18 protein-coding genes, 1 tRNA gene and 1 pseudogene are annotated in these 20,647 nt (G+C 70.0%); 9 read left to right on the top strand and 11 right to left on the bottom strand.

Annotation, left to right across the window (positions count from 1 at the left end; all coding sequences use genetic code 11):
• The 5 genes from GXZ33_RS02225 to GXZ33_RS02205 all read right to left on the bottom strand — a co-directional run.
• On the bottom strand, positions 1–1,346 hold a 1,346-nt coding region (locus GXZ33_RS02225), incomplete at its 3' end, for a HAMP domain-containing sensor histidine kinase (protein WP_291339222.1).
• Between the two features lie 110 nt (positions 1,347–1,456).
• Positions 1,457–2,167 (bottom strand): response regulator transcription factor, encoded by a 711-nt coding sequence (locus GXZ33_RS02220; protein WP_291339220.1) that lies wholly within the window; start codon positions 2,165–2,167, stop codon positions 1,457–1,459.
• A 100-nt stretch (positions 2,168–2,267) separates the two neighbouring features.
• A complete protein-coding gene (locus GXZ33_RS02215) occupies positions 2,268–3,029 on the bottom strand; it encodes a MerR family transcriptional regulator (protein ID WP_291339219.1) in 762 nt (253 codons plus the stop codon).
• A 152-nt stretch (positions 3,030–3,181) separates the two neighbouring features.
• Positions 3,182–4,192, bottom strand: a complete 1,011-nt coding sequence (locus GXZ33_RS02210; protein WP_291339218.1) for an alanine racemase — start codon at positions 4,190–4,192, stop codon at positions 3,182–3,184.
• 128 nt (positions 4,193–4,320) lie between these two features.
• A complete protein-coding gene (locus GXZ33_RS02205; protein ID WP_291339217.1) occupies positions 4,321–6,066 on the bottom strand; it encodes a pyruvate dehydrogenase in 1,746 nt (581 codons plus the stop codon).
• 70 nt (positions 6,067–6,136) lie between these two features.
• Here GXZ33_RS02205 and GXZ33_RS02200 point away from each other — a divergent pair, with 70 nt between their 5' ends.
• From GXZ33_RS02200 to GXZ33_RS02190, 3 genes are read left to right on the top strand one after another with little or no spacing between them, the layout of a single operon-like run.
• Complete coding sequence (locus GXZ33_RS02200; RefSeq protein WP_291339216.1) at positions 6,137–7,582, top strand: MFS transporter; 1,446 nt, start codon at positions 6,137–6,139, stop codon at positions 7,580–7,582.
• A complete protein-coding gene (locus GXZ33_RS02195; RefSeq protein WP_291339215.1) occupies positions 7,569–8,084 on the top strand; it encodes a TetR/AcrR family transcriptional regulator in 516 nt (171 codons plus the stop codon). The genes GXZ33_RS02200 and GXZ33_RS02195 overlap by 14 nt, the downstream gene beginning before the upstream one ends.
• Before the next feature lie 9 nt (positions 8,085–8,093).
• Positions 8,094–9,386, top strand: a complete 1,293-nt coding sequence (locus tag GXZ33_RS02190; protein ID WP_291339214.1) for an MFS transporter — start codon at positions 8,094–8,096, stop codon at positions 9,384–9,386.
• Here the strand turns inward: GXZ33_RS02190 and GXZ33_RS02185 are convergent.
• The 3 genes from GXZ33_RS02185 to GXZ33_RS02175 all read right to left on the bottom strand — a co-directional run bounded on the left by GXZ33_RS02185 (position 9,367) and on the right by GXZ33_RS02175 (position 11,460).
• Positions 9,367–10,326, bottom strand: a complete 960-nt coding sequence (locus GXZ33_RS02185; RefSeq protein WP_291339213.1) for a diaminopimelate dehydrogenase — start codon at positions 10,324–10,326, stop codon at positions 9,367–9,369. The genes GXZ33_RS02190 and GXZ33_RS02185 overlap by 20 nt on opposite strands.
• Positions 10,327–10,399: 73 nt before the next feature.
• Positions 10,400–11,122, bottom strand: a complete 723-nt coding sequence (locus GXZ33_RS02180) for an SPFH domain-containing protein (RefSeq protein ID WP_291339212.1) — start codon at positions 11,120–11,122, stop codon at positions 10,400–10,402.
• Between the two features lie 265 nt (positions 11,123–11,387).
• Positions 11,388–11,460 (bottom strand) — tRNA-Thr (locus tag GXZ33_RS02175).
• 88 nt (positions 11,461–11,548) lie between these two features.
• On the opposite strand from GXZ33_RS02175, the gene GXZ33_RS02170 reads away from it, so the two are divergent.
• The 5 genes and pseudogenes from GXZ33_RS02170 to otsB all read left to right on the top strand — a co-directional run.
• On the top strand, positions 11,549–13,030 hold the full coding sequence (locus tag GXZ33_RS02170) for a threonine/serine exporter family protein (protein WP_291339211.1): 1,482 nt from the start codon (positions 11,549–11,551) through the stop codon (positions 13,028–13,030).
• 52 nt (positions 13,031–13,082) lie between these two features.
• A complete protein-coding gene (locus GXZ33_RS02165) occupies positions 13,083–13,424 on the top strand; it encodes a hypothetical protein (RefSeq protein ID WP_291339210.1) in 342 nt (113 codons plus the stop codon).
• Positions 13,425–13,430: 6 nt separating this feature from the next.
• A complete protein-coding gene (locus GXZ33_RS02160) occupies positions 13,431–14,831 on the top strand; it encodes a trehalose-6-phosphate synthase (protein WP_291339209.1) in 1,401 nt (466 codons plus the stop codon).
• Positions 14,828–15,289 (top strand): META domain-containing protein, encoded by a 462-nt coding sequence (locus GXZ33_RS02155; protein WP_291339208.1) that lies wholly within the window; start codon positions 14,828–14,830, stop codon positions 15,287–15,289. Before GXZ33_RS02160 ends, GXZ33_RS02155 begins: the two co-directional genes overlap by 4 nt.
• 9 nt (positions 15,290–15,298) lie before the next feature.
• A pseudogene (gene otsB / locus GXZ33_RS02150) lies at positions 15,299–16,024 on the top strand (trehalose-phosphatase); the annotation flags it as partial.
• Between the two features lie 517 nt (positions 16,025–16,541).
• Here otsB and GXZ33_RS02145 read toward each other — a convergent pair.
• Entirely contained in the window at positions 16,542–17,636 is a 1,095-nt protein-coding gene (locus GXZ33_RS02145; RefSeq protein ID WP_291339207.1) for a LacI family DNA-binding transcriptional regulator, read from the bottom strand.
• Positions 17,637–17,815: 179 nt separating this feature from the next.
• On the opposite strand from GXZ33_RS02145, the gene GXZ33_RS02140 reads away from it, so the two are divergent.
• Positions 17,816–18,457, top strand: a complete 642-nt coding sequence (locus GXZ33_RS02140; protein ID WP_291339206.1) for a hypothetical protein — start codon at positions 17,816–17,818, stop codon at positions 18,455–18,457.
• Positions 18,458–18,471: 14 nt separating this feature from the next.
• Here the strand turns inward: GXZ33_RS02140 and GXZ33_RS02135 are convergent, their stop codons facing one another.
• Together GXZ33_RS02135 and rlmB are read right to left on the bottom strand one after the other, a co-directional pair.
• A complete protein-coding gene (locus GXZ33_RS02135; protein ID WP_291339205.1) occupies positions 18,472–19,605 on the bottom strand; it encodes an HNH endonuclease signature motif containing protein in 1,134 nt (377 codons plus the stop codon).
• A gap of 90 nt (positions 19,606–19,695) precedes the next feature.
• A complete protein-coding gene (gene rlmB, locus GXZ33_RS02130) occupies positions 19,696–20,640 on the bottom strand; it encodes a 23S rRNA (guanosine(2251)-2'-O)-methyltransferase RlmB (protein ID WP_291339204.1) in 945 nt (314 codons plus the stop codon).
• Between the last annotated feature and the right edge of the window lie 7 nt (positions 20,641–20,647).

The following is a 20,647-nucleotide window of genomic DNA, read 5'->3' as shown; positions in this document are numbered from 1 at the left end:
GGCAGCCGGACGGTGAACGTCGAGCCGACGCCCTCCTCCGAGTCGACGGTGATCGTGCCGCCGTGCTTGTCCACCAGCGACTTCGTGATCGCCAGGCCCAGACCGGAACCGCCGGACGCGCGGGACCGGGAGGCGTCCTCGCGGTAGAAACGTTCGAAGACCTGCGCGGCCACGTCGGAGGGCATGCCGCGCCCGTCGTCGGCGACGGTGAGGATCACGTCCTCGTCCTCCAGACCCAGCGTCACCGTGACCTCCGCGTCGGGGCCGCCGTGGGTGAGGCCGTTGGAGATGAGGTTGAGCAGCACCTGGTGCAGGCGCGAGGCGTCACCCTCGACGACCGGCACCGAGGACGTCTCGTTCTTCACGTGGACCGTCCGCCCCGGGAACGCCGCCCGCGCGGAGGCCGCCACCGACAGGGACAGCTCGAGCAGGTCGACGGTCTTGAGTTCGAGGCGGGACCCCTCGGCGCGGGTCAGCGCGAGGAGGTCCTCGACGAGGAGGGACATGCGGCGGGACTCGTCGTCGATACGCTTGAGCACCATGTCGACGTCGGTGGTCGCGCCGGAGCGGTAGAGCTCCGTGAAACCACGGACCGAGGTGAGCGGGGTGCGCAGTTCGTGGGAGGCGTCGCCGACGAAGCGGCGCATCTGCTCCTCCTTGCTCTGCGCGGTCTCGACGGACTCCTGGAGCTGGCCGAGCATCGTGTTCAGCGCGTGCGCCAACTGGCCGACCTCCGTGGTGCGCGGCCACGCCGGGACACGACGGTCGAGGTCACCCGCGGCGATCTCGCCGGCGGTGCGTTCCACCTCGCGCAGCGGCGCCATCGCCTGCCGCACGACGTAGTAGCTGAGCAGCGCCAGCACCGCCAGCACGAGCAGGCTGATGATGAGCTGCACCATCGCCAGGCCGTAGAGCAGGGCGGAGTCGCGGGTGAGGTCCTTCGCGACGACCGTCGTCACCCCCTCCTCCCGGTGCGCGATGACCCGCCACCGGGTCTTCGCCCCGGAGCCCGGGGTGGAGTCCACGGTCTGCGGCGGACCGCCGACGACAACCGGTGAGAGGCGCGGCAGCTCGCCCGGGTCGTTGAACACGACGGAGGAGCCGTCCTCGAAGAGCTTGATCACCACGTAGTCCGACGGCGGGCGCGAGGCAGAATCGGACTTGAAGATCTCCGAGTTCCGCGCCCAACCGCCGAGGGAGTTGATGAGGTCCTCGTCGACACGCGAGTAGATGACCTCCCGCATGATCGACGACACCGCCACCGAACTCGCCGCCAGGCCCAGCCCGGACAGCAGCACGATGATGACCACCAGCCACGTCCGCAGGGGCCACGCGCGGTCCGGGATGTCAGGCTCCGGCTGCGGGTAGAGGGCCTCCTGCCGACGTTGCGCACGCGAGGTCGGCGGCGCCGGATCAGGATCCGACGCCGCCGGGTAGGGCGGGTAAGGCGGCAACGTCACTGGCGCGGCGTCCGGAGCACGTAGCCGACACCACGGACGGTGTGGATGAGCGGGACATCACCGGTGTCGATCTTGCGGCGCAGGTAGGAGATGTAGGACTCCACGACGTTGCCGTCCCCGCCGAAGTCGTAGTGCCACACGTTGTCGAGGATCTTCGACTTGCTCAGCACCACCTCCGCGTTGAGCATGAGGTAACGCAGCAGGTTGAACTCGGTCGGCGAGAGCTCGACGATCTTGCCGTCCTTGGTCACCTCGTGGGTCTCGTCGTTGAGGGTGAGGTCGGCGTAGGAGATCGCCGCCCCCTCCGTGTCCTGCTCCCGGCCCTGGCCGCGGCGCAGGATGACGCGCAGGCGGGTGATGACCTCCTCGAGGGAGAACGGCTTGGTCACGTAGTCGTCCGCACCGATGGTCAGGCCGTGGATGCGGTGCTCGACCGCGTCCTTGGCCGTCAGATACAGCACGGGGCCGTCGAGCCCCTCGTTGCGCAGCTTGGTGAGCAGCTCGAATCCGTCCATGCCGGGCATCATCACGTCGAGGATGTACGCGTCGGGGTCGAACTCCCGCGCCACCCGCAGTGCCTCTGTTCCGGAGGACGCGGTGCGCACGTCGAAGCCCTGGAATTTGAGGCTCACGGTGAGCAGCTCGACGATGTTCGGCTCGTCATCGACGACGAGCACCTTGACCGGGTTCTGGGAGGAGTCAGTCATGTGTCCCATTGTCCACCACTTTCTGCATCTGTGGTGCCGAGTCAACCCGCCCGCGCTCCCACCCGGCTGGATGGTGTCTGGGAATTCCCTTACAGCCGGGCTACTCCCAGGTCACGGCGGCGAGGTCGACGCCCTCCGCCGCGGCCTCCGCCTCGACCAGGTCCAACAGGTAGGCGGCATGGCCCTGATAGGTGGCGTCGAAACGCTCGTCGTGGACGTACATCCGCGCGAGCAGCACCTGCTTCGCAGGGGTGACGGGGTACCAGCGGGCGATCGTCGCCCGATGCTTCCCGACGATCACCCGCCCCTCCCCCGAGCCCGGTTCCACGCCGCGGGCGGCGGCGTCGGCGAGCAGTGCGATGAACTCGTCCTGCTCGCGTTTGACGGCGCGCCAGTCCTCGTCGCTCAGGGCGGTCTGGATCCTCCGTGACTGCTCCCACTCCGGGGTGTCACCCCAGCGCTCCTCCGCCTCGTCCTGGTACTCCGGCTTCCACTGGTCGCCGAAGAGCTGCATGCGGTCCTCGAGGGACATGGGTTCCTCCTCCTTCAGGAGTTCATCGACTGCCCGGACCATCCGGTGCAGGTGACCGATCCGTCGGGTGAGCACCGCACGCTGCCTGCGCAGGGTGTCCCGCGCGGTGGCGGGCTCGGCGAGGATCTCCGCGATCTCCCTGAGCGGCACCCCGGCCTCCCGGTAGACGAGGATCTGCAGCGCCCTCTCCAGATCCGCCTCCGTGTAGAGCCGGTGGTCCGCCCACGTCCGCCAGCCGGGCGTGAGCAGCCCGATGTGGTCCCAGTGCCGTAGCGTGCGGGTGGTCACGTGGAGGATGTCGGCGGCCTCGCCGATGGTGTAGTCGGTCACGGTTCCCAGTCTCCGCGTTGACGCCGGGTCAAGCGCAAGTGTTCGCGCCGGATTCCACGTGTCCGTGTTCCCGGGTCCTCAGCGACCTGGGGAAATGTTGGTGCCACCTTCCGGATCACGTGGAATCAGGTCACGCGGCGGCGCGCTCCCCTTCAGTTCCGGCCCCGCGCTGCCACCGCCCACCGGTCCACCACGCGCCCGCCGGACACCACCTCGACCTCATCGACGAGGTTGAGTACCAGGCACACGTGGTTGGGCACCACCGCCACCTGCTCCCCCACCTGCGGCAACGGCTTCCCCTCCGGCCAGGCGACGGTGCCGTGATGCTCGGACAGGGCGGTCAACCGCGCATCGGGCACCCCCTTGATCCTCCCGAAGCCGCTGGCCCAGGCCGGACGGTCGGAGCCCAGGATCTTGGAGCCGGCGTCGACGATGACCTGATGGAGGTCGGTCCGTCGCGAGACCACCGTGGCGCGGACCGTCAGCGCGATACCGGACCAGTCGCAGGTGCCCAGCTCCAGCTGCTGGGCGTCGTTGAACACGTATACGCCGGGGCGGCGTTCCGTGGCCACCTGCGAATACCGCGCCGAGGGGGTCGAGCCGCCGGAGAGCACCGGGGCAGCCACCCCGAGGGCCCGGAGGATCTGGCCTGCCGCGGACAGGGCCTGGTCCTCGTCGCGGGCCGCCGCCTCCTGCCCGCCCGGCGTGTAGGAGTGGCCGGGGAAGGTGAAGGCCCCACGCAGGTCGAGGCCCAGGTCGAGGATGCCGCGGGCCAGGTCCTCGAGCTCGCCCACCGGGACGCCGGAGCGGTGGTGCCCGGAGTCGAGTTCGATGAGCACGCCCACGCCCGACCCTGCCAGGCGTTCCGCGGTGGGCAGGGAGTCGCACCCGACGGTCAGCCGCACCCGCGTGGCCAGGTCACGCAGCCGCTTGTCGGCCCAGACGGGGTAGGCGATGAAGAGGTCGTCGCAGACCTCGGCGAAGACCTCCGCCTCCCCGACCGTCGCCACGGTCAGCCCGTGTGCGCCGGCCGCGAGCTGGCGGCGGGCGATCTCGGGGATCTTGTGGGTCTTCACGTGCGGGCGCAGCTGCCCGGGCTGGGCGGCCATGGCGGCGATGTTCGCGTCGAGGCGGGCGAGGTCGATCCGGACGGTCGGGGTCATGCCGCCCAGACTAGACGGTGCAACAACCGTGCAACTGAGCTCCGGGAAGGTTGTCATCGTTGCAGGTTACCGGCCCACCACTTTCCGCGGCGACGGCCAGACTTGCACGGTTGTTGCCACGCCGGCCCCTACACCGCTCCCGCGGCGCCGATGTTGCGCAGATTCGCGCGCGCCAGGTGCACCATGTCGCCGACACCGCCGCCGAAGACGGAGCGGGTGGCGGCCCGGGAGAAGCCGATGAGCATCTCCCACGTGATGTTCGGCGGGATGGACAGGGCGTCGGGGTCGGTGCGGACGTCGATGAGCACGGGGCCCGGGTGCGCGAGCGCAGCAGCGAGCTGCTCGCGCAGCGTGGCGGGGTCGTCGATGAGCACGGAGTGGATGCCCGCGGCGGCCGCGAGGGCCGCGAAGTCGACCTCCTCGTGGTCGGTGCCGTGCTCGGGCATGCCCTCGACGAGCATCTCGAGCTTGACCATGCCGAGCGAGGAGTTGTTGAACACGACCATCTTCACGGGCAGGTCATGGAGTTTGACGGTGAGCAGCTCGCCGAGGAGCATGCCGAGGCCGCCGTCGCCGTTGAGGCTGATGACCTGGCGGTTCCGGTCGACGAACTGCGCGCCGATGGCGTGCGGCAGGGCGTTGGCCATGGTGCCGTGGCGGAAGGAGCCGATCTCCGCGCGGCGGCCGTTGGGTGTGAGGTAGCGGGCGGCCCACACGTTGCACATGCCGGTGTCGACGGTGAACACGGCGTCGTCGGCGGCCAGCTCATCGAGGACGTGCGCGAGGTACTCGGGGTGGATGGGGGTGTGCTTCTCCACGTCCTGCGTGTACGCCTCCACGACCTTCTCCAGGGTCTTCGCGTGCTTGCGCAGCATGCGGTCGAGGAAGGAGCGGTCGGTCTTCTCCTCCAGGTGCGGGAGGATGTTCTCGATGGTGGCCCCGACATCGCCGACGACCGGGTGGTGCACCGTGGTGCGGCGGCCGATGTGGGCGGCGTTGATGTCGACCTGCGCGACGTTGCCGGTGGGGAGGAACTCGGTGTAGGGGAAGTCGGTGCCCAGGAGGATGAGCAGGTCGGCGTCGTGCATCGCGTCGTGGCAGGCGCCGTAGCCGAGGAGTCCGGACATGCCGACGTCGAAGGGGTTGTCGTACTGGATGTGCATCTTGCCGCCGAAGGCGTGGCCGACGGGCGACTTGATCTTCTCGGCCAGGGCAAGGACCTGGTCGCGGGCGTCCCGGGAGCCTTCGCCGCAGAAGAGGGTCACGGTGTCGGCGGCGTTGATCGCCGCGGCCAGCTGCGCGGCCTCGCGGGCGTCGGGGTAGACGACGGGGCGGCCGGTGGCGATGGTGGACTCGAGGAACATGCCGTCGCCGGCGTCCTGCTTGGCGATATCACCCGGGATGACCAGCACGGACACACCCTGTCCGGCCATCGTCGACTGGATCGCGTGGTGGAGGATGCGGGCGCCCTGGTCGGCGGAGTTGACCATCTCGCAGTAGCCGGAGCATTCGGCGAAGAGCTGTTCGGGGTGGGTCTCCTGGAAGTAGGAGGTGCCGATCTGGTTGCTGGGGATGTGGGAGGCGATCGCGAGGACGCGGGCGCCGTTGCGGTGGGAGTCGTAGAGGCCCTGGATGAGGTGGAGGTTGCCGGGTCCGCAGGAGCCGGCGCACACGGCCAGGCGGCCGGTGAGCAGGGACTCGGCGCCGGCGGCGAAGGCGGCGGCCTCCTCGTTGCGGACGTGAATCCACTCGATGGAGGAGGTGCGGAGGGCGTCGACGATCGGGGGGAGGCTGTCGCCGACCACTCCGTAGATCCGTGCCACGCCCTGCTTCTCGAGGGTCTCGACGAGCTGCTGTGCATAGGTGCGTGCCATGTCCCCGAGAGTACGGAGGATTCATGCCTCGCGTTGAAACTGTAACGAACGGTCGGTACAGTTCCCCCGCGTGACACGCCTCGACGACGTCGACTCCACCCCGGCCCAGCGGTGGACGTTCCTCTTCATCATCTCCCTGGGTCTGCTGCTCGTCGGCGTGGACAACTCGATCCTCTACACCGCCCTGCCGGAGCTGCGTGAACAGCTCCACACCACCGAGGTGCAGGCGCTGTGGATCATCAACGCCTACCCCCTCGTGCTGGCCGGCCTCATGCTGGGCACGGGCACGCTCGGGGACCGGATCGGGCACCGCCTGATGTTCCTCGTCGGTCTGGCGGTCTTCGGGGTCGCGTCCCTGGCCGCGGCCTTCGCCCCCGGCGCCTGGTTCCTCGTCGCCGCCCGCGCCGCCCTGGGCATGGGGGCCGCGACGATGATGCCCGCCACGCTCGCGCTGGTGCGGATCACGTTCTCCGACGAGCGTGAACGCAACACGGCCATCGGCGTGTGGGGGTCGGTCGCGGTGGTCGGCGCGGCGTTGGGCCCGGTGCTCGGCGGGCTGCTGCTGGAGTACTTCTGGTGGGGGTCGGTGTTCCTCATCAACGTGCCGATCGCGGCGGCCGCGATCATCGCGACCATCGCCGTCGCCCCGCCGAACATGCCCGACCCGACCAAGCGTTGGGACCTCGTCAGTTCCCTGTGGGCGCTGCTGGCCCTGTCTGGCCTGGTCACCACCATCAAGGAACTGGCCAACCCGGCGCGCACGGGGTGGCTGCTCGCGGGGGCGGCGGTGGTGGCGCTCGTGGGTTCCTTCCTGTTCACGCGTCGACAACAGCTTCTCGACGACCCCCTCCTCACCTTCGACATCTTCCGTTCCCGCATCTTCACCGGTGGTGTCCTGGCGGCCGCGGGCGCGATGTTCGCCGTCGTGGGTCTGGAGCTGATGACCACGCAGCGTTTCCAGCTGGTCGGCGGCTACTCGCCCCTGCAGGCGGGGCTGCTGGTGGTGTCGGTGACGCTGGCGGCGTTCCCCTTCTCCATCCTGGGCGGCGCGCTGCTGCACCGGGTCGGGTTCCAGCGGCTCATCGCGGGTGGTTTCCTGGCGATCACGGTCGGCATGGGCGGGGCGGCGTGGGCGGGATTCCATGAGCAGATACCGCTGTTCGTCGCGGCGCTGGCGCTGATCGGGGCGGGGGCGGGTTCGATCATGTCGGTCAGTTCCACCGCCATCATCGGGGCGGCGCCGGTCCGTCGGGCGGGCATGGCGGCGAGTGTGGAGAACGTCTCCTACGAGTTCGGCACCCTCGTGTCCGTGGCGGTCCTGGGCAGCCTCCTGCCGCTGCTCTACGCACGCCGGGTGCCGGGTGGGCTGGACCTGTCGGGTCCCATCGACGGGGCGGCCTACGATCTGGCGTACTTGAGCATCGTCATCCTGCTGGCCGTCGTCGCCGGCGCGTTCACGCTGCTCACGGCCTGCTGCTTCCGTGGCAACCCGAGGAGTCCCCGTGAGGCACAGTAAACGCGGACAGATCCTCGCCGCCGCGGTGGGGCTCATCACCGCCGAGGGGCTGGAGGGTCTGAGCTACGAGACACTGGCCGCGGCCGCCGGTCTGTCCAAGTCCGGCATCATCTACCACTTCCCCTCCCGCCACGAGCTGCTCCTCGGGGTGCACCGGCACCTCGCCGCCGCCTGGGAGGCGGAGCTCGAGGAGATCGCCGGCGCCCCGGCCGCGGACCTCACGGCGGAGGAGCGCCTGCGGGCCGTCGTCATCTCCATGGGCCGGAACGCCGACCTGCCGGAGCTGCTCATGATCCTGGACTCGCGCCATGACGGGGCGTACCGGGCGGTGTGGGAGGGCGTCGACAAGCGGTGGATGCCGGAACCCTCCTCGACGGACGCCTACCTCGTGCAGCTGCTGGCCTACGGCCTGTGGGCGCATGACCACGTGCACCACGCGCCGTTGTCGGCTCAGGACCGGGAGCGGCTCATATCCGCTGCGCTGGCCCGGATTCCGACCTAAACTCCGGGCATGACCACCATGCGCACCGACCGCGGCACCGTCACCGCCTGGGCCCTGTGGGACTGGGGGTCCGCGGCCTTCAACGCCGTGCTGGTGACGTTCATCTTCTCCGTCTACCTCACGGACTCGGTGGGTGCGACGCTCGATTCGCGTTTCACGCCGACCACGCTCTACGGCTGGGTGATGGCGGTCGCGGGTGTGCTCATCGCGGTGGTGGCGCCGCTCATCGGGCAACGCGCCGACCTCAAGGGCACCCGCCACCGTTCGTTGGGGGTGTGGACGTTCATCACCATCGGGTTGATGGCCTCCCTGTTCTTCGTACGCAATGATGCGCCCGTGTGGTTCTGGGTCGGTGCCGTCATCATGGCGGTGGCCTCGGTGCTCTTCGAGTTCGCCGAGGTCAACTACTATGCGCAGCTCAACCAGGTGTCCACGGAGGAGAACGTGGGGCGGGTCTCCGGTTTCGGCTGGGGCATGGGGTACGCGGGCGGCATCGTCCTGCTGCTCATCTGCTACTTCGGTTTCGTCGCGGGTGAGGGCGGGATGTTCGGCCTGCCCACGGAGGGCGGCCTCAACATCCGTCTGGTGGCGGTGTTCGCGGCGGTGTGGTTCGCGGTGTTCGCCGTCCCGGTCCTCGTGCGTGTGCCGGAGATCCGCCCCTCAGGCACCGCCGACCCCGAGGGGGTCCTCGATGCTTACCGACGCCTCCTGCGCACCATCCGCGACCTGTGGCACTCCGACCGCAACGCCCTGTACTTCCTGGTCTCCTCCGCGGTGTTCCGCGACGGCCTGGCGGGCGTGTTCACGTTCGGCGCGATCCTCGCGGTCACCGTCTACGGGCTCACCCCGGGCGATGTGCTCCTCTTCGGCGTGGCCGCCAACGTCGCCGCGGCGGCGGGGGCCATGCTGGGCGGCTTCCTCGACGACCGCCTCGGGCCGAAGCCCATCATCATCGCCTCCCTGGCCCTGATGATCGCCTCCGCGGGTGTCCTCTACTTCGTCGAGGGGCCGCAGATGTTCTGGATCTTCGGCCTGGCGCTGTGCCTGTTCGTCGGCCCCGCCCAGTCGGCGGCCCGCTCCTTCCTCTCCCGCGTCGCCCCCGAGGGGAGGGAGGGCCAGCTCTTCGGCCTCTACGTCACCACCGGACGCGCCGTGTCGTGGCTCTCGCCGCTGGCCTTCGGCGTGTTCGTCCTCCTGGGAGGCGCCGACCGCTTCGGGATCCTCGGTATCGGACTCATCCTGCTGGTCGGCGCCCTGCTGCTCATCCCCGTCGTCGACCCGACTACACGTCGCGCGCGATGAGCTCCTCGAGCGGCGTCGGGGAGATCAGGTACGGCGCCACCTCGAGGACGGTGTAGGCACCGGACTGCCCCGCCTCACGCAGACGGTGGGCCGCGCGGGCGTAGGCCAGGGCGACGGCACCGGTGAAGTCCGGGTTGCGGTCCAGGTCGAGGTTGTACTCGATGGACTGGACGTAGCCGCCGGTGTCGCCCGCCGTGATGACGTGGCCGCCGTGGGGCATGCCGGTGTGCTCGGCGTCGAAAAGCTCCTCGTCGATGAAGTTGACCTCGACCTGGTAGCCGACGAAGTAGTCGGGCATGGTGCGGATCTCGTGCTCGATGCGCTCGTGGTCCGCCTCGTCCGCCACGATGAAGCAACGACGCAGGTGGGCGTCCTTGCCGCTGAGGCCGGACTCACCCTTGCGCGCCGCCTCGAGGGCCTCCGGGGAGGGGATGGTGTACTGCACGCCCTTCTTCACGCCCGCCACGCGGCGCACCGCATCCGAGTGGCCCTGCGAGAGGCCCGGGCCCCAGAAGGTCTGCTGCTGGCCGCCCGGCAGGAGCGCCTGGCCGATGGTGCGGTTGAGGGAGAACATGCCCGGGTCCCAGCCCGTGGCCACGAGTGCCACGGTGCCGTTCTCGCGGGCGACGCGGTCCATCTCGGCGCGGTGGCGCGGGATGTCACGGTGGTTGTCGTAGGTGTCGACCGTGCAGGCGTGGCGGATGAACTCCGGGGCCTGCTCCGGAATGTCGGTGGCGGAGCCCAGGCAGAGGACGGCGACGTCGAACTTGTCGGTGCGCTCACTGAACTCCGCGACCGGCCAGACCTCGGCGTCGGTGTCGAGGCTGTCGCGGCGCGAGAACACGCCGGCGAGCTCCATGTCCGGCTGCTGGCCGATGAGCTTCTCGACGGACCTGCCGAGGTTGCCGTAACCGACGATCGCGACCCTGATGGTGGACATGCGCTTCTCCTTGAGGTGGGGTTCTGGTTGCCGCCGACCATTCTACGGCCCCGGTCGGGCAACAGAAATACCCTCAGGCCTGATCGCCGCGAATCTCCAGGGTGGTGCCCGGCGGCAGCGACTCCAGCAGGCGGATCTTCGCCAGCAGCGGGTTCTGCTCGAGGACCTTCGCACTGGCCAGACGCGCCCGGGTGGCCTTGACCTCGCTGCGCGCACGCTCCAGCTCGGTCTCCGCACGCACGCGGCTGACCAGCGACTCCTGCAGCGCGACACGGTACTCCTCCGGCAGGCTGAAGTCCTTGAGCAGCACGGAGGACACCTCGACGCCGACCGCCGCCCCGGCCTCCTGCGCCGCGGCAAGGACCGCGGTCACCCCGGTGCGGGTCCCCACCAGCTCCTCCAGCCGGAGCCCGGAGACGTACTCCCGCAGCGCGATCTGCGCCGCGAGGTAGATCTCCTCGTCCGGGCCCTGGGCGTCCGCGATGAAGGCCACCGGATCGACGGTGCGCACCGCCAGCGCCAGGGTGATGGTCACGTTGACGCCGTCGGAGGTCGGGATCCACTGCGGGTGCATCTGGATGAGCCGCCGACGCAGGTCCACCTGCAGGAAACGGTCGTCGGGCAGGGCGAACTCCCGGCCCCGGAGACGGGTCACCTCTCCCCCGCGCTGACGCAGCACGGCATGCCCCGGCTTCGCCACCGGGGAACGCAGCGTGGAGGGCTGCCAACCGTCGCTCAGCGGCGTGTACATCGTCCACCCCTCGTCAGGGCGGCGTCGGAAAGAAAAAATACCCATGGTCATCACCTGGAGACGTGTGTGGGGGGAACCGCCGACCGGACCGGACGCGGACGGGGCACCGGGGCGTCCCCCGCACCGGGGTGCGGGCTCGGGCCGGGCCGCTGGTCGACGCCGGAAAGCTCCGGTCGACGGAAGGTCCCGTTACAGGGGTGGGGAATTGAACCCCGGGCCACGGAGGTGGCCGTGCCAGAGTGGTCCGCACCAGTTCAATCGGGAACACCCCGTGCAGAACGGAAGCGCCCAGCAACCACGGTACGGTCCGAGCTGGAGACGAGACTTGAACTCGCAACCTACGGTTTACAAGACCGTTGCGCTACCGATTGCGCCACTCCAGCACCGGCGGACACATGCGCCCGCCTGCCTGCAGATGGTACCGCAGGATCCGTGGGTGTCAGAAACCGGCGCAGACGATAGGGTGGCGCCGTGCCCTCCCTCTTCACCCGCCTCGGATCCCTGGGTTCACTGCTCTCCGGGTCCGGCCGCATCGCCACCATTGATGCCGCCAAGGCCGCGCCCCCGCCGTCCCCGCTCGCCCCCGTCGACCTCACCGACCAGGCGCAGGTCGCCGCCGTCATGGACCTGGCGGTCCGCATCGGCGACATCCTGCTGTCCTCCGGGACGTCCAACTCGGACACGAAGGCGCAGATCCACGCCGTGACCAGCGCCTACGGTCTGCACTACTGCCACGTGGACATCACGATGAACACCATCACGATCTTCACGCAGATCGGCACGACCCGGAAGACCCCGGTCACCGTGTTCCGCGTCGTACGTCAGCTGACCACGGACTTCTCCCGCCTCGCCGAGGTCGACCGCCTCATCCGCTCGATCCAGGCGGGCGCGACCCCGCCGGAGACGGCCGAGAGGATCCTCGACGAGATCACCCGGCGCCCCGCCTCCTACGGCGTGGTCACGTCGATCCTGGGCTGGGGTCTGCTGGGCGGATCCGTGGCGGGTCTGCTGGGTGGTGGCCCGGTGGTCGTCGTGACGGCGTTCCTCACGGCCGTGCTCATCATGTCGGTGAACACGTTCCTGGCGCGGCACCAGCTGCCCTACTTCTTCCAGAACGTCTTCGGCGGGATCATCGCGACGGTGCCGGCGGCGGTCATCTACACGCTGGCCGCGGAACAGGGCGTGCAGATCTCGCCGAGCCAGGTCATCGCGTCGGGGATCATCGTGCTGCTCGCGGGGCTGACTCTGGTGCAGTCGCTGCAGGACGGGATCACGGGGGCGCCGGTGACGGCGTCGGCCCGCTTCTTCGAGACGATGCTGTTCACCGGCGCCATCGTCGCCGGGGTGGGTATCGGCATCCAGCTGTCGGCGATGCTCGGGATGTCGCTGCCCCCGCTGCAGACGTATCCGCCGCCGAACTTCACGTCGCTGAGTCTGCGGGTGTTCTGCGGTGGTCTGGCGGCGGCGGGTTTCGCCATCGCCAGTTACGCGGAGTGGTCCTCGGTGGTGACCTCCGGGCTGACGGCGACGGCCGGGTCGGCGTTCTACTACTTCGTGCTCATCCCGAGCGGCGCGGGTCCGGTGATCGCGGCGTCGATGGCCGCGGTGGTCATCGGCCTGGCCGGCGGTCTGCTGGCGCGTCGTTTCCTCATCCCGCCGCTCATCACGGAGGTGGCGGGCATCACGCCGTTCCTGCCGGGCCTGTCCGTCTACCGCGGCATGTACGCCTCGCTGCACGAGCAGACGCTGGCCGGTTTCACCAACATCGCCCTCGCCCTGGCCATCGCCTCGGGCCTGGCGGCCGGCGTGGTCCTCGGTGAGTGGGTGGCCGCCCGTCTGCGGCGCCCGCCGACGCTGCGTCCGTACCGTGCTTTCCGACGCGCCCGTCGCGTCACGTTCCAGCAGTTGGCGGAACGTCCGGGCAGGCGGGTGCGGAAATCCCCGGGCACATAGCGTAGAATGGTGCTTCTACTGTGCCCTGACCACCACTTTTACAGGAGGATCCGTGCCGCCGAAGGTCACTGACACCCGCCCGACCCCCGAGGCCCTGCATGCCGTGGAGGAGGAGACCGCCGCCTCCGCCCGGCGGATTGTCGCCACGTACGCGCAGGATTTCATGGACGGTGTGACCCTGATGTGCATGCTCGGCGTGGAGCCGAAGGGACTCGTCTACTCGAAGCTGGCCGCCGAGCTGGAGGAGGCTGAGCCGACGACGGCGAAGCGCACCCGCAAGGCCGCGAAGAAGACCACCAAGAAGACGACCAAGAAGACCACCAAGAAGACCACCAAGAAGACGACGAAGAAGACCACGAAGAAGACCACCAAGAAGACGGTCAAGAAGGCCTAAGCGCCCATGAGCGGCGACAACAGCTTCGTGGTCGTGGCCAACCGCCTGCCGGTTGACCTCCACACCGCCCCGGACGGCACCCGCACCTGGACCCCGAGCCCGGGCGGTCTCGTCGCCGCACTCTCCCCGGTGCTCGAGCATCAGCAGGGCTGCTGGGTGGGCTGGCCGGGCGTGCCCGACGAGGCCCCCGAGCCCTTCCGCACCGACGCCGGGGTGCTCCTCCACCCCGTCCGCCTCACCCAGGCGGATTTCGAGGGGTTCTACGAGGGTTTCTCCAACGCCTCCCTGTGGCCCCTGTACCACGACCTCATCGTCACGCCCGTCTACCACCGTGAGTGGTGGGCCCGGTACCGCGACGTCAACCTGCTCTTCGCGCAGGAGGTCGCGGAGGTCGCCGCCGAGGGTGCCACCGTATGGGTGCAGGACTACCAGCTGCAGCTCGTGCCGGGCATCCTCCGGCAGCTGCGCCCCGACCTGCGGATCGGCTTCTTCCTGCACATCCCCTTCCCCGGCGCGGACCTGTTCCGTCAACTGCCGTGGCGCGAGGAGATCATCCGCGGACTCCTCGGCGCGGACCTCATCGGTTTCCACCTCGAGTCCAACGCCCGCAACTTCCTCGACCTGTGCGCCGGCACCGAGGGGCTCAGCGTCTCCGGGACCGCCGCCACGAGGCGTATCGACGCCCGCGTGACCACCCACGACGGCCACTCCGTCGCCGTCGGCGCCTTCCCCATCTCCATCGACATGGATTCGCTGGGTGAGGGGACGCCGGGGGGCGTCGAGAAGCTCCGTGCCGAGCTCGGCGACCCGCAGACCGTCATCCTCGGCGTCGACCGCCTCGACTACACCAAGGGCATCCTCCAGCGCCTCCTCGCCTTCGAGGAGCTCCTGGAGGCCGGCGCCCTCGAAGGGGCCGTGTTCCTGCAGGTGGCGACCCCCTCCCGCGAACGCATCGACCAGTACCGCGTCGCCCGCTCCCAGGTGGAGGAGGCCGTCGGCCGCATCAACGGCCGCTTCGGGTCGATGGGCCGGCCCGTCGTCCACTACCTGCACCAGTCCCTGCCGAAGAGGCAGCTGCGCACCTTCTACGAGGCGGCGGACGTCATGCTCGTCACCCCCTTCAAGGACGGCATGAACCTGGTGGCCAAGGAGTACGTCGCCTGCCACCCCGACGGCTCCGGCGCGCTGGTCCTCTCCGAATTCGCCGGCGCCGCCGTCGAACTGCACCAGGCGAACCTGTGCAACCCCTTCGACATGGAGTCGATCAAGCGGGCCCTCCTGCAGGCCGTCCAGGGCGCCCCCGAGGTCATGCGGGAGCGGATGCTCGCCATGCACGCGCAGGTCTCCGAGTACGACGTCGACCGCTGGGCCGAGGCCTTCCTCAGCGCCCTGGAGGCCGACCGGTGAGGCGGGTCATCGCGGCACTGGCCGCCGGTGCCCTGCTCACGGCCTGCACCCCGGCCCCCACCGCCGACATCACGGGCTCGTCGTGGCAGGTCACCGACATCTGGACCACCCCCGGCCAGCCCTCCACCCTGCCCCCGCAGTCGGCGGGCCTGGCCCGACTGGTGTTCGGCGAACAGTCCCTGTCCGGCCACACCGGCTGCGTGCCGATCCAGGGCACCGTCACCTTCACCCGCGCCGGGGAACCCGCCCGCGCCGAAGACGCCGACACCCTGCGCATCGACCGCATCGAACGCGAATCCGCCGCCGACGACTGCCCCGCCCTGCACACCCACCGGCAGCTCCGGGAACTCCTCGGACCGGGCGCCGAGTTCGACCTGCGCCACTCCGAACGGGAACTCACCCTCACGCTGCGCACCGACGCCGTCGACCGGCCCGCGATCGGACTCGCCGCCATCTAGAGTGGGCGCATGAGTTTCCTCCCCCGCCTCGCCACGGCCGACTCGCTGCTCATCGTCACCGACTTCGACGGCACCCTCGCCGGCCTGAGCACCGACATCTACGACGTACCCGTCGACGCCGACTCCCTCGCCGCCCTCACCCGCCTGGCCGGACTGCCCGACACGCACGTCGCCGTGCTCTCCGGCCGCCACCTGGAGGGCCTGCGGCAGGTCTGCCACCTGCAGCCGCCGGTCATCTTCGCCGGTTCCCACGGCTCGGAGTCCGCGGAACACGGCGTGACGCTCAGCCCGGAGCAGGAGGCCGCGCTGGCCCACCTCGACGAGACACTGGTCTTCCGGCACCCCCTCGTCCACGTCGAACACAAACCCTTCCAGCGCGTCGTCCACACCGCGCAGATCGCCGCCACCGACCAGGCCACCGCCGACGCGATCCTCGAACAGGCCCTCCTCATCGACGCCCCCGGCGCCCACGTCTCCCGCGGCAAGAACATCGTCGAGTTCTCCGTCTCCGACGTGACGAAGGGCACCTGGATCGCCGCCGAGATCGCGCGCGTGGCCCCCGCCGTCGCCCTGTTCATCGGCGACGACACCACCGACGAAGACGGCTTCCGCGTCCTCCGCCCCGGCGATGTCTCCGTCAAGGTCGGCGCGGGGGAGACCGCCGCCACGGAACGGGTCGCCGACATCCCCGCCGTCGCGGAGCTGCTCACCCAGCTTGCCGACGCCCGCTCCGCCCACCTCGGCATCCCCCGCGACATCGTGGGACGTTTCGAGGCCGTCACCGCCGGCTTCACCGCCGAGGTGCTGCGCGTCACCGACTGGGACGCCGCGACACCGTGCGAGGGCTGGGCGGCCAGCGACATCGTCAACCACATCCTCACCTGGTACCCCACCAACCTCCGCAACGCCGACATCGACCTCGAGGTCACCGGCGACACCCCGGCCGCCCGGTGGTTCAGCTTCGTCGCCGCCGTCCGCGCCCTGCTCACCGACGACCGCGCCACCGCCACCTTCCACTCCGGCCCCGACGAAGGGCGCACCGTCACGCAGGCGACCAACGGCTTCCTGCTGCCCGACATCTTCATGCACACGTGGGACCTCGCCCGCTCCCAGGGCCGCGACGTCGTCCTCGACGCCGACTACGCCGCCCGCAACCTCGCCGGCCTGCAGTCGATGGGGGAGGCACTGCAGGAGACGGGCCAGTTCGGCCCGCCCGTCACTCCCCCGGCCGACGCCACCCCGGGCGAGCAGCTCATGGCGTACGTCGGGCGCGTGGTGCGCTGACCGTCGACCCCGGGTGGAACGTCGTCCCCAGGATCTCCCGGGGAGCCGGCTCAGCGGGTGGGGAGTCGGCGAGGTGGGCGTCGATGAGCTCCAGCAGGAGGCGACCCGCCGCGCGGCCCTTCTCCTTGTTCGGCTGTACGACGGTCGTCAACCCCCGGATGAGGGCCGTGCGGATGCCGTCGAAACCGGTGACCGACAGATCCTCCGGCACCGCGATGCCCCGCGCCGCCGCGTACTCGAGGACGCCGAGGGCCATGGAGTCCGTCGTACACAGGACCGCCGTGAGCTCCGGGTGCGTCGTCAGCATCTCCTCCGCCGCGGCCCGGCAGTTCGCGTGGTCGTTGATGTGGCGCGTGACCACCGGGACGTCGCCCAGCCCCGCCGTCGTGAACTCCTCCAGGGCGCCGAGGACACGGGCCCGCTGGACGTGCAGCGCCGCCGTACGCAACGTCCCCTTGTCGACGGGGCCGTCATGGGGCGTCCGCTCCAACCGGATCGACAGGATGCCGATGCGGGTGTGGCCAGCGTCGAGAAGCGCGCGGGCCGCCGGCTTGACCGCCTCCCGGTCGTCGATGCCGACGAACGGCAGGTCCAGCCCCTTCGGCTGATCACACACCACCAGCGGGGTCCGGCGGGCGCGGGCGGCCGCCAGGTGCGGATCCCCCTCCGCCACCGAGTACACGACGATCCCGTCGACGGCCGCCCTCCCCACCAGCGCCGACACGTCCTGCTCCGAGGGGCCCGCCGGGATGAGCGTCAGGGAGGATTCCGTCCCCGTCGTCGCCTCCGCCATGCCCGCCAGGAAATCCACCGACGCGGCGTCCTCGAAGGCGTACGACAGGTGCTCCGTCAGCAGCACCCCGATCGACCCGACGCGGCGGGTGCGCAGCGAACGCGCCATGGGGTCGGGCCCCGGGTAGCCACGTTCGGCGGCCGCCCGGAGGATGCGCTCGCGCAGTTCCGCCGACAGCTGATCCGGCTGGTTGTAGGCGTTGGACACGGTGGTCCGTGACACGCCGAGTTCCGCAGCCAACGACGCCAGTGTCCGTGCACGTTTGACCATGCCCCAAACCTATCCGGTTACACTGTCCGACGTGAGAAACCCCGACCAGTACAACTCCGAACGTGTGACCATCCGGCACGGGGGGACGGGACCGGACCTTCGTCGTCGTCACCCCTGATGACCTGCCCGCCGACGCCCCGGTCCTGCTGTATTTCCACGGTTCCCTGCAGAGCGGGAACGTGGCCCGCAACTTCACGGGCCGCACCTTCGACGACATGGCCGCCGCCCGCGGTGTCCGCCTCGTCTACCCGGACGGCGTCGACCGTCATTTCAACGACACCCGCCTCGCCCTGCGGGAGAAGACCCGGCTGCTGGGCGTCGATGACGTCGGTTTCACCCGCGCGATCGCCGACCGGCTGGGCGTGGAGTCCGTCCACGCCTGCGGTTACTCCAACGGTGGGCAGATGGTCATGCGCCTGCTTCACGACGCCCCCGGCCTCCTCGCCGGCGCCGCCACCTTCGCCGCCCCCATGCCCGCCGCGAACAACCGCGTCCCCGGCCTGGGCACCGACCTCGTCCCGACCCCCTACCTGGCGCTCCACGGCACCGCGGACGACATCGTGCAGTACGACGGCGGGGTCGCCGGCCTCGATCCGGCCCACACCCGCGGTGAGCTCATCTCCGCCCGCGCCTCAGCGGAGTATTTCGCGCAGACCAACGGGCTCGGCCCGGAGACGCACACGCGGTACTCCCCTCTCGACGGTGTGTCCGTCGACAGCTGGTCGGGTGAGGCGCCCGTCGAACTGTGGAGTTTCGAGGGCATGGGTCATGTCGTGCCCGCCGTCGCCGCCGACGTGGTCGCGGATTTCTTCGGTTTCTGACCGGGGACGCCTGATCAGGCGTTGGCCAGGGCCATCGCCGAGAGGTCGCGGATCGGGTGGATGTTGCGCCGGGGTGGTCCTCCGTCCGGCGGGATGTGCACCACCCCGCCCGGGGCCCGTTCCATCCGTCCGTGTTTCGGGGGTCTGTCCGGGTCATCGTCGTTGCGGACGTTGTGCACCTTGCACAGCATCGTCATCTCGCGGAGGTTGGTGTCGCCGCCCTTGTCCCATGCGGTGAGGTGGTGCACCTGGCACTGGTCGGCGGCTGTCGTACAGCCCGGGAAGGGGCAGATGAGGGTGGCGGCGGCCAGCAGCATCCGCTGCTTGAAGGTGGCGAAGCGTTCCGAACGGTAGAGGTCCACCGGCCCCTCGACGGGGTGGTACAGGCCGACGAGGTGCTGGTCCTGCATGTGGCGGTTGAGCCATTCGGCGCCGGTGATCGTGGTTCCGTCGGTGAGGCCGAGGAGCACGTCGTCGCCGTCGCCGCGCAGGATCTGCAGGTAGTCGGGGAGTCCGATGACGACCTGGGTGACCACCGGCGGCGGGGTGGGCTCCCCGACCCCGCCGGCGACGTGCCGGACCAGGGCGTCGGCCATCGCCTGCTCATAGGTGAGCTGCGGATCCGCCCCACGCAGCGTGTGCGCGGTGGGGAGCAATCGACCGAGCAGGGTGGTCATGTCGCGCTCGGGCAGGGTGACGCTGATGGTGCGCAGTCCGAGGCCGTTGGTGTTCTTGCCGCCGCGCAGGGCCCGTTTGCCGTACGCCTTCTTCTCGGCGTCCTTGACGCGGCGGTTGTGGGCGCGGACGCGGGCGGCGGCGGCCCGGGAGATCTCCTCCACCGTGCCGCGCAGGTGGCACAGTTCGACGCGGAGTTCCCACTCGGTGACGGGGGCGTCGCGAAGCAGGGTGCGGGTGTGTTTCTCGATGACGGCGAGGGAGTCGAGGGAGAGGTCCCCGGCGGCCTCCCGCGCCGCGGCCTGCAGCTTCCTGTGTCGGGTGGGTCCGAAGTACACGCGGGCCATCTTCTGCCATGCCTCGGCGTCCCGGAAACCCAGGGCAGCCAGCGTGGAGGCGTCCACCGTGCCGGAGGTCAGGGCCTCCAGGACGGGGATGGCACGGAGTGCCTCGAACGCGGTGAGCAGGTGCATGCCCCGGACGATAAACGGCTCCCGGGGCTTCGTCGACAAGCAGTCGCCGGGCCTGTGGACAAACCCCCTCCATCCACAGGCACGGGTGCGCTACCGGGCGGCCGCCCTGCGCTGGCGGGCGAACTCTGATAGGACGACGCCCGCGGCGACGGAGGCGTTGAGCGACTCGACCCAGCCGACCATGGGGACGGACATGATGACGTCGCAGTTCTCGCGGACCAGGCGGGAGATGCCCTTGCCCTCGGAGCCGACGACGATGACGACGGGGTCGGTGCCGCCGTCGTAGGTGTCCAGGGTGTGCTCGCCACCGGCGTCGAGGCCGACGACCTGGTAGCCGTTCTTCTGGAACTCCTTGATGGTGCGGGTCAGGTTGGTCTCGCGGGCGACGGGCAGGCGGGCGGCGGTGCCGGCGGAGGTGCGCCAGGTGACGCCGGTGACGGCTGCGGAACGACGCTCGGGGATGACCACGCCGTGTCCGCCGAAGGCCGCGACGGAGCGGATGACGGCGCCGAGGTTGCGGGGGTCGGTGATGTTGTCGAGGACGACGAACATGCCGGGCTCACCGGTGTCGGCGACGTTGCCCATGAGGGTGTGCACGTCGGTGTACTTGTACGGCGGGATCTGCAGGCCGATGCCCTGGTGGAGGCCGTTGCCGGTCATCTTGTCGAGCTCGAAGCGCGGGACCTCGTGGATCGGGATGCCGCGGCTGGTGGCCATGGTGACGGCCTCGCTGAGGCGGTCGTCGGCGCCGGTGCCCTCGGCGACGTAGAGGGCGGAGCCGGGCACCTTGGCGTGGAGGCACTCGATGACGGGGTTGCGGCCGACGACGAGTTCGTAGGGGTTCTCCTGGACGTGGCGTCCGGAGGCGCGTCGTTCAGCGGCGCGCTTGCGCTTGTAGGCGGCGTGGTATTCGCGGTTCTCGGCCTTGGGGGTGGGGCCCTTGCCCTTGAGTCCGCGGCGGATCTGTCCGCCGGAGCCCTTGGTGGCGCCCTTCTTGTTGGTGCGTCGTGCCCCGGGTCGTCCCTGGTTGGTCATGTGTTCT

Origin of the sequence: Corynebacterium sp., assembly GCF_012838985.1 — a bacterium.
GTDB lineage: Bacteria > Actinomycetota > Actinomycetes > Mycobacteriales > Mycobacteriaceae > Corynebacterium.
This window is presented reverse-complemented; position numbering and strand designations above follow the sequence as displayed.

Coding starts and splice junctions, on each gene's coding strand:
- GXZ33_RS02220 (WP_291339220.1), bottom strand. CDS start 2,167: ATGACTGACTCCTCCCAGAACCCGGTCAAGGTGCTCGTCGTCGATGAC.
- GXZ33_RS02210 (WP_291339218.1), bottom strand. CDS start 4,192: ATGACCCCGACCGTCCGGATCGACCTCGCCCGCCTCGACGCGAACATC.
- GXZ33_RS02205 (WP_291339217.1), bottom strand. CDS start 6,066: ATGGCACGCACCTATGCACAGCAGCTCGTCGAGACCCTCGAGAAGCAG.
- GXZ33_RS02190 (WP_291339214.1), top strand. CDS start 8,094: ATGACCACCATGCGCACCGACCGCGGCACCGTCACCGCCTGGGCCCTG.
- GXZ33_RS02185 (WP_291339213.1), bottom strand. CDS start 10,326: ATGTCCACCATCAGGGTCGCGATCGTCGGTTACGGCAACCTCGGCAGG.
- GXZ33_RS02180 (WP_291339212.1), bottom strand. CDS start 11,122: ATGGGTATTTTTTCTTTCCGACGCCGCCCTGACGAGGGGTGGACGATG.
- GXZ33_RS02160 (WP_291339209.1), top strand. CDS start 13,431: ATGAGCGGCGACAACAGCTTCGTGGTCGTGGCCAACCGCCTGCCGGTT.
- GXZ33_RS02145 (WP_291339207.1), bottom strand. CDS start 17,636: ATGGTCAAACGTGCACGGACACTGGCGTCGTTGGCTGCGGAACTCGGC.
- GXZ33_RS02135 (WP_291339205.1), bottom strand. CDS start 19,605: ATGCACCTGCTCACCGCGTTCGAGGCACTCCGTGCCATCCCCGTCCTG.
- rlmB (WP_291339204.1), bottom strand. CDS start 20,640: ATGACCAACCAGGGACGACCCGGGGCACGACGCACCAACAAGAAGGGC.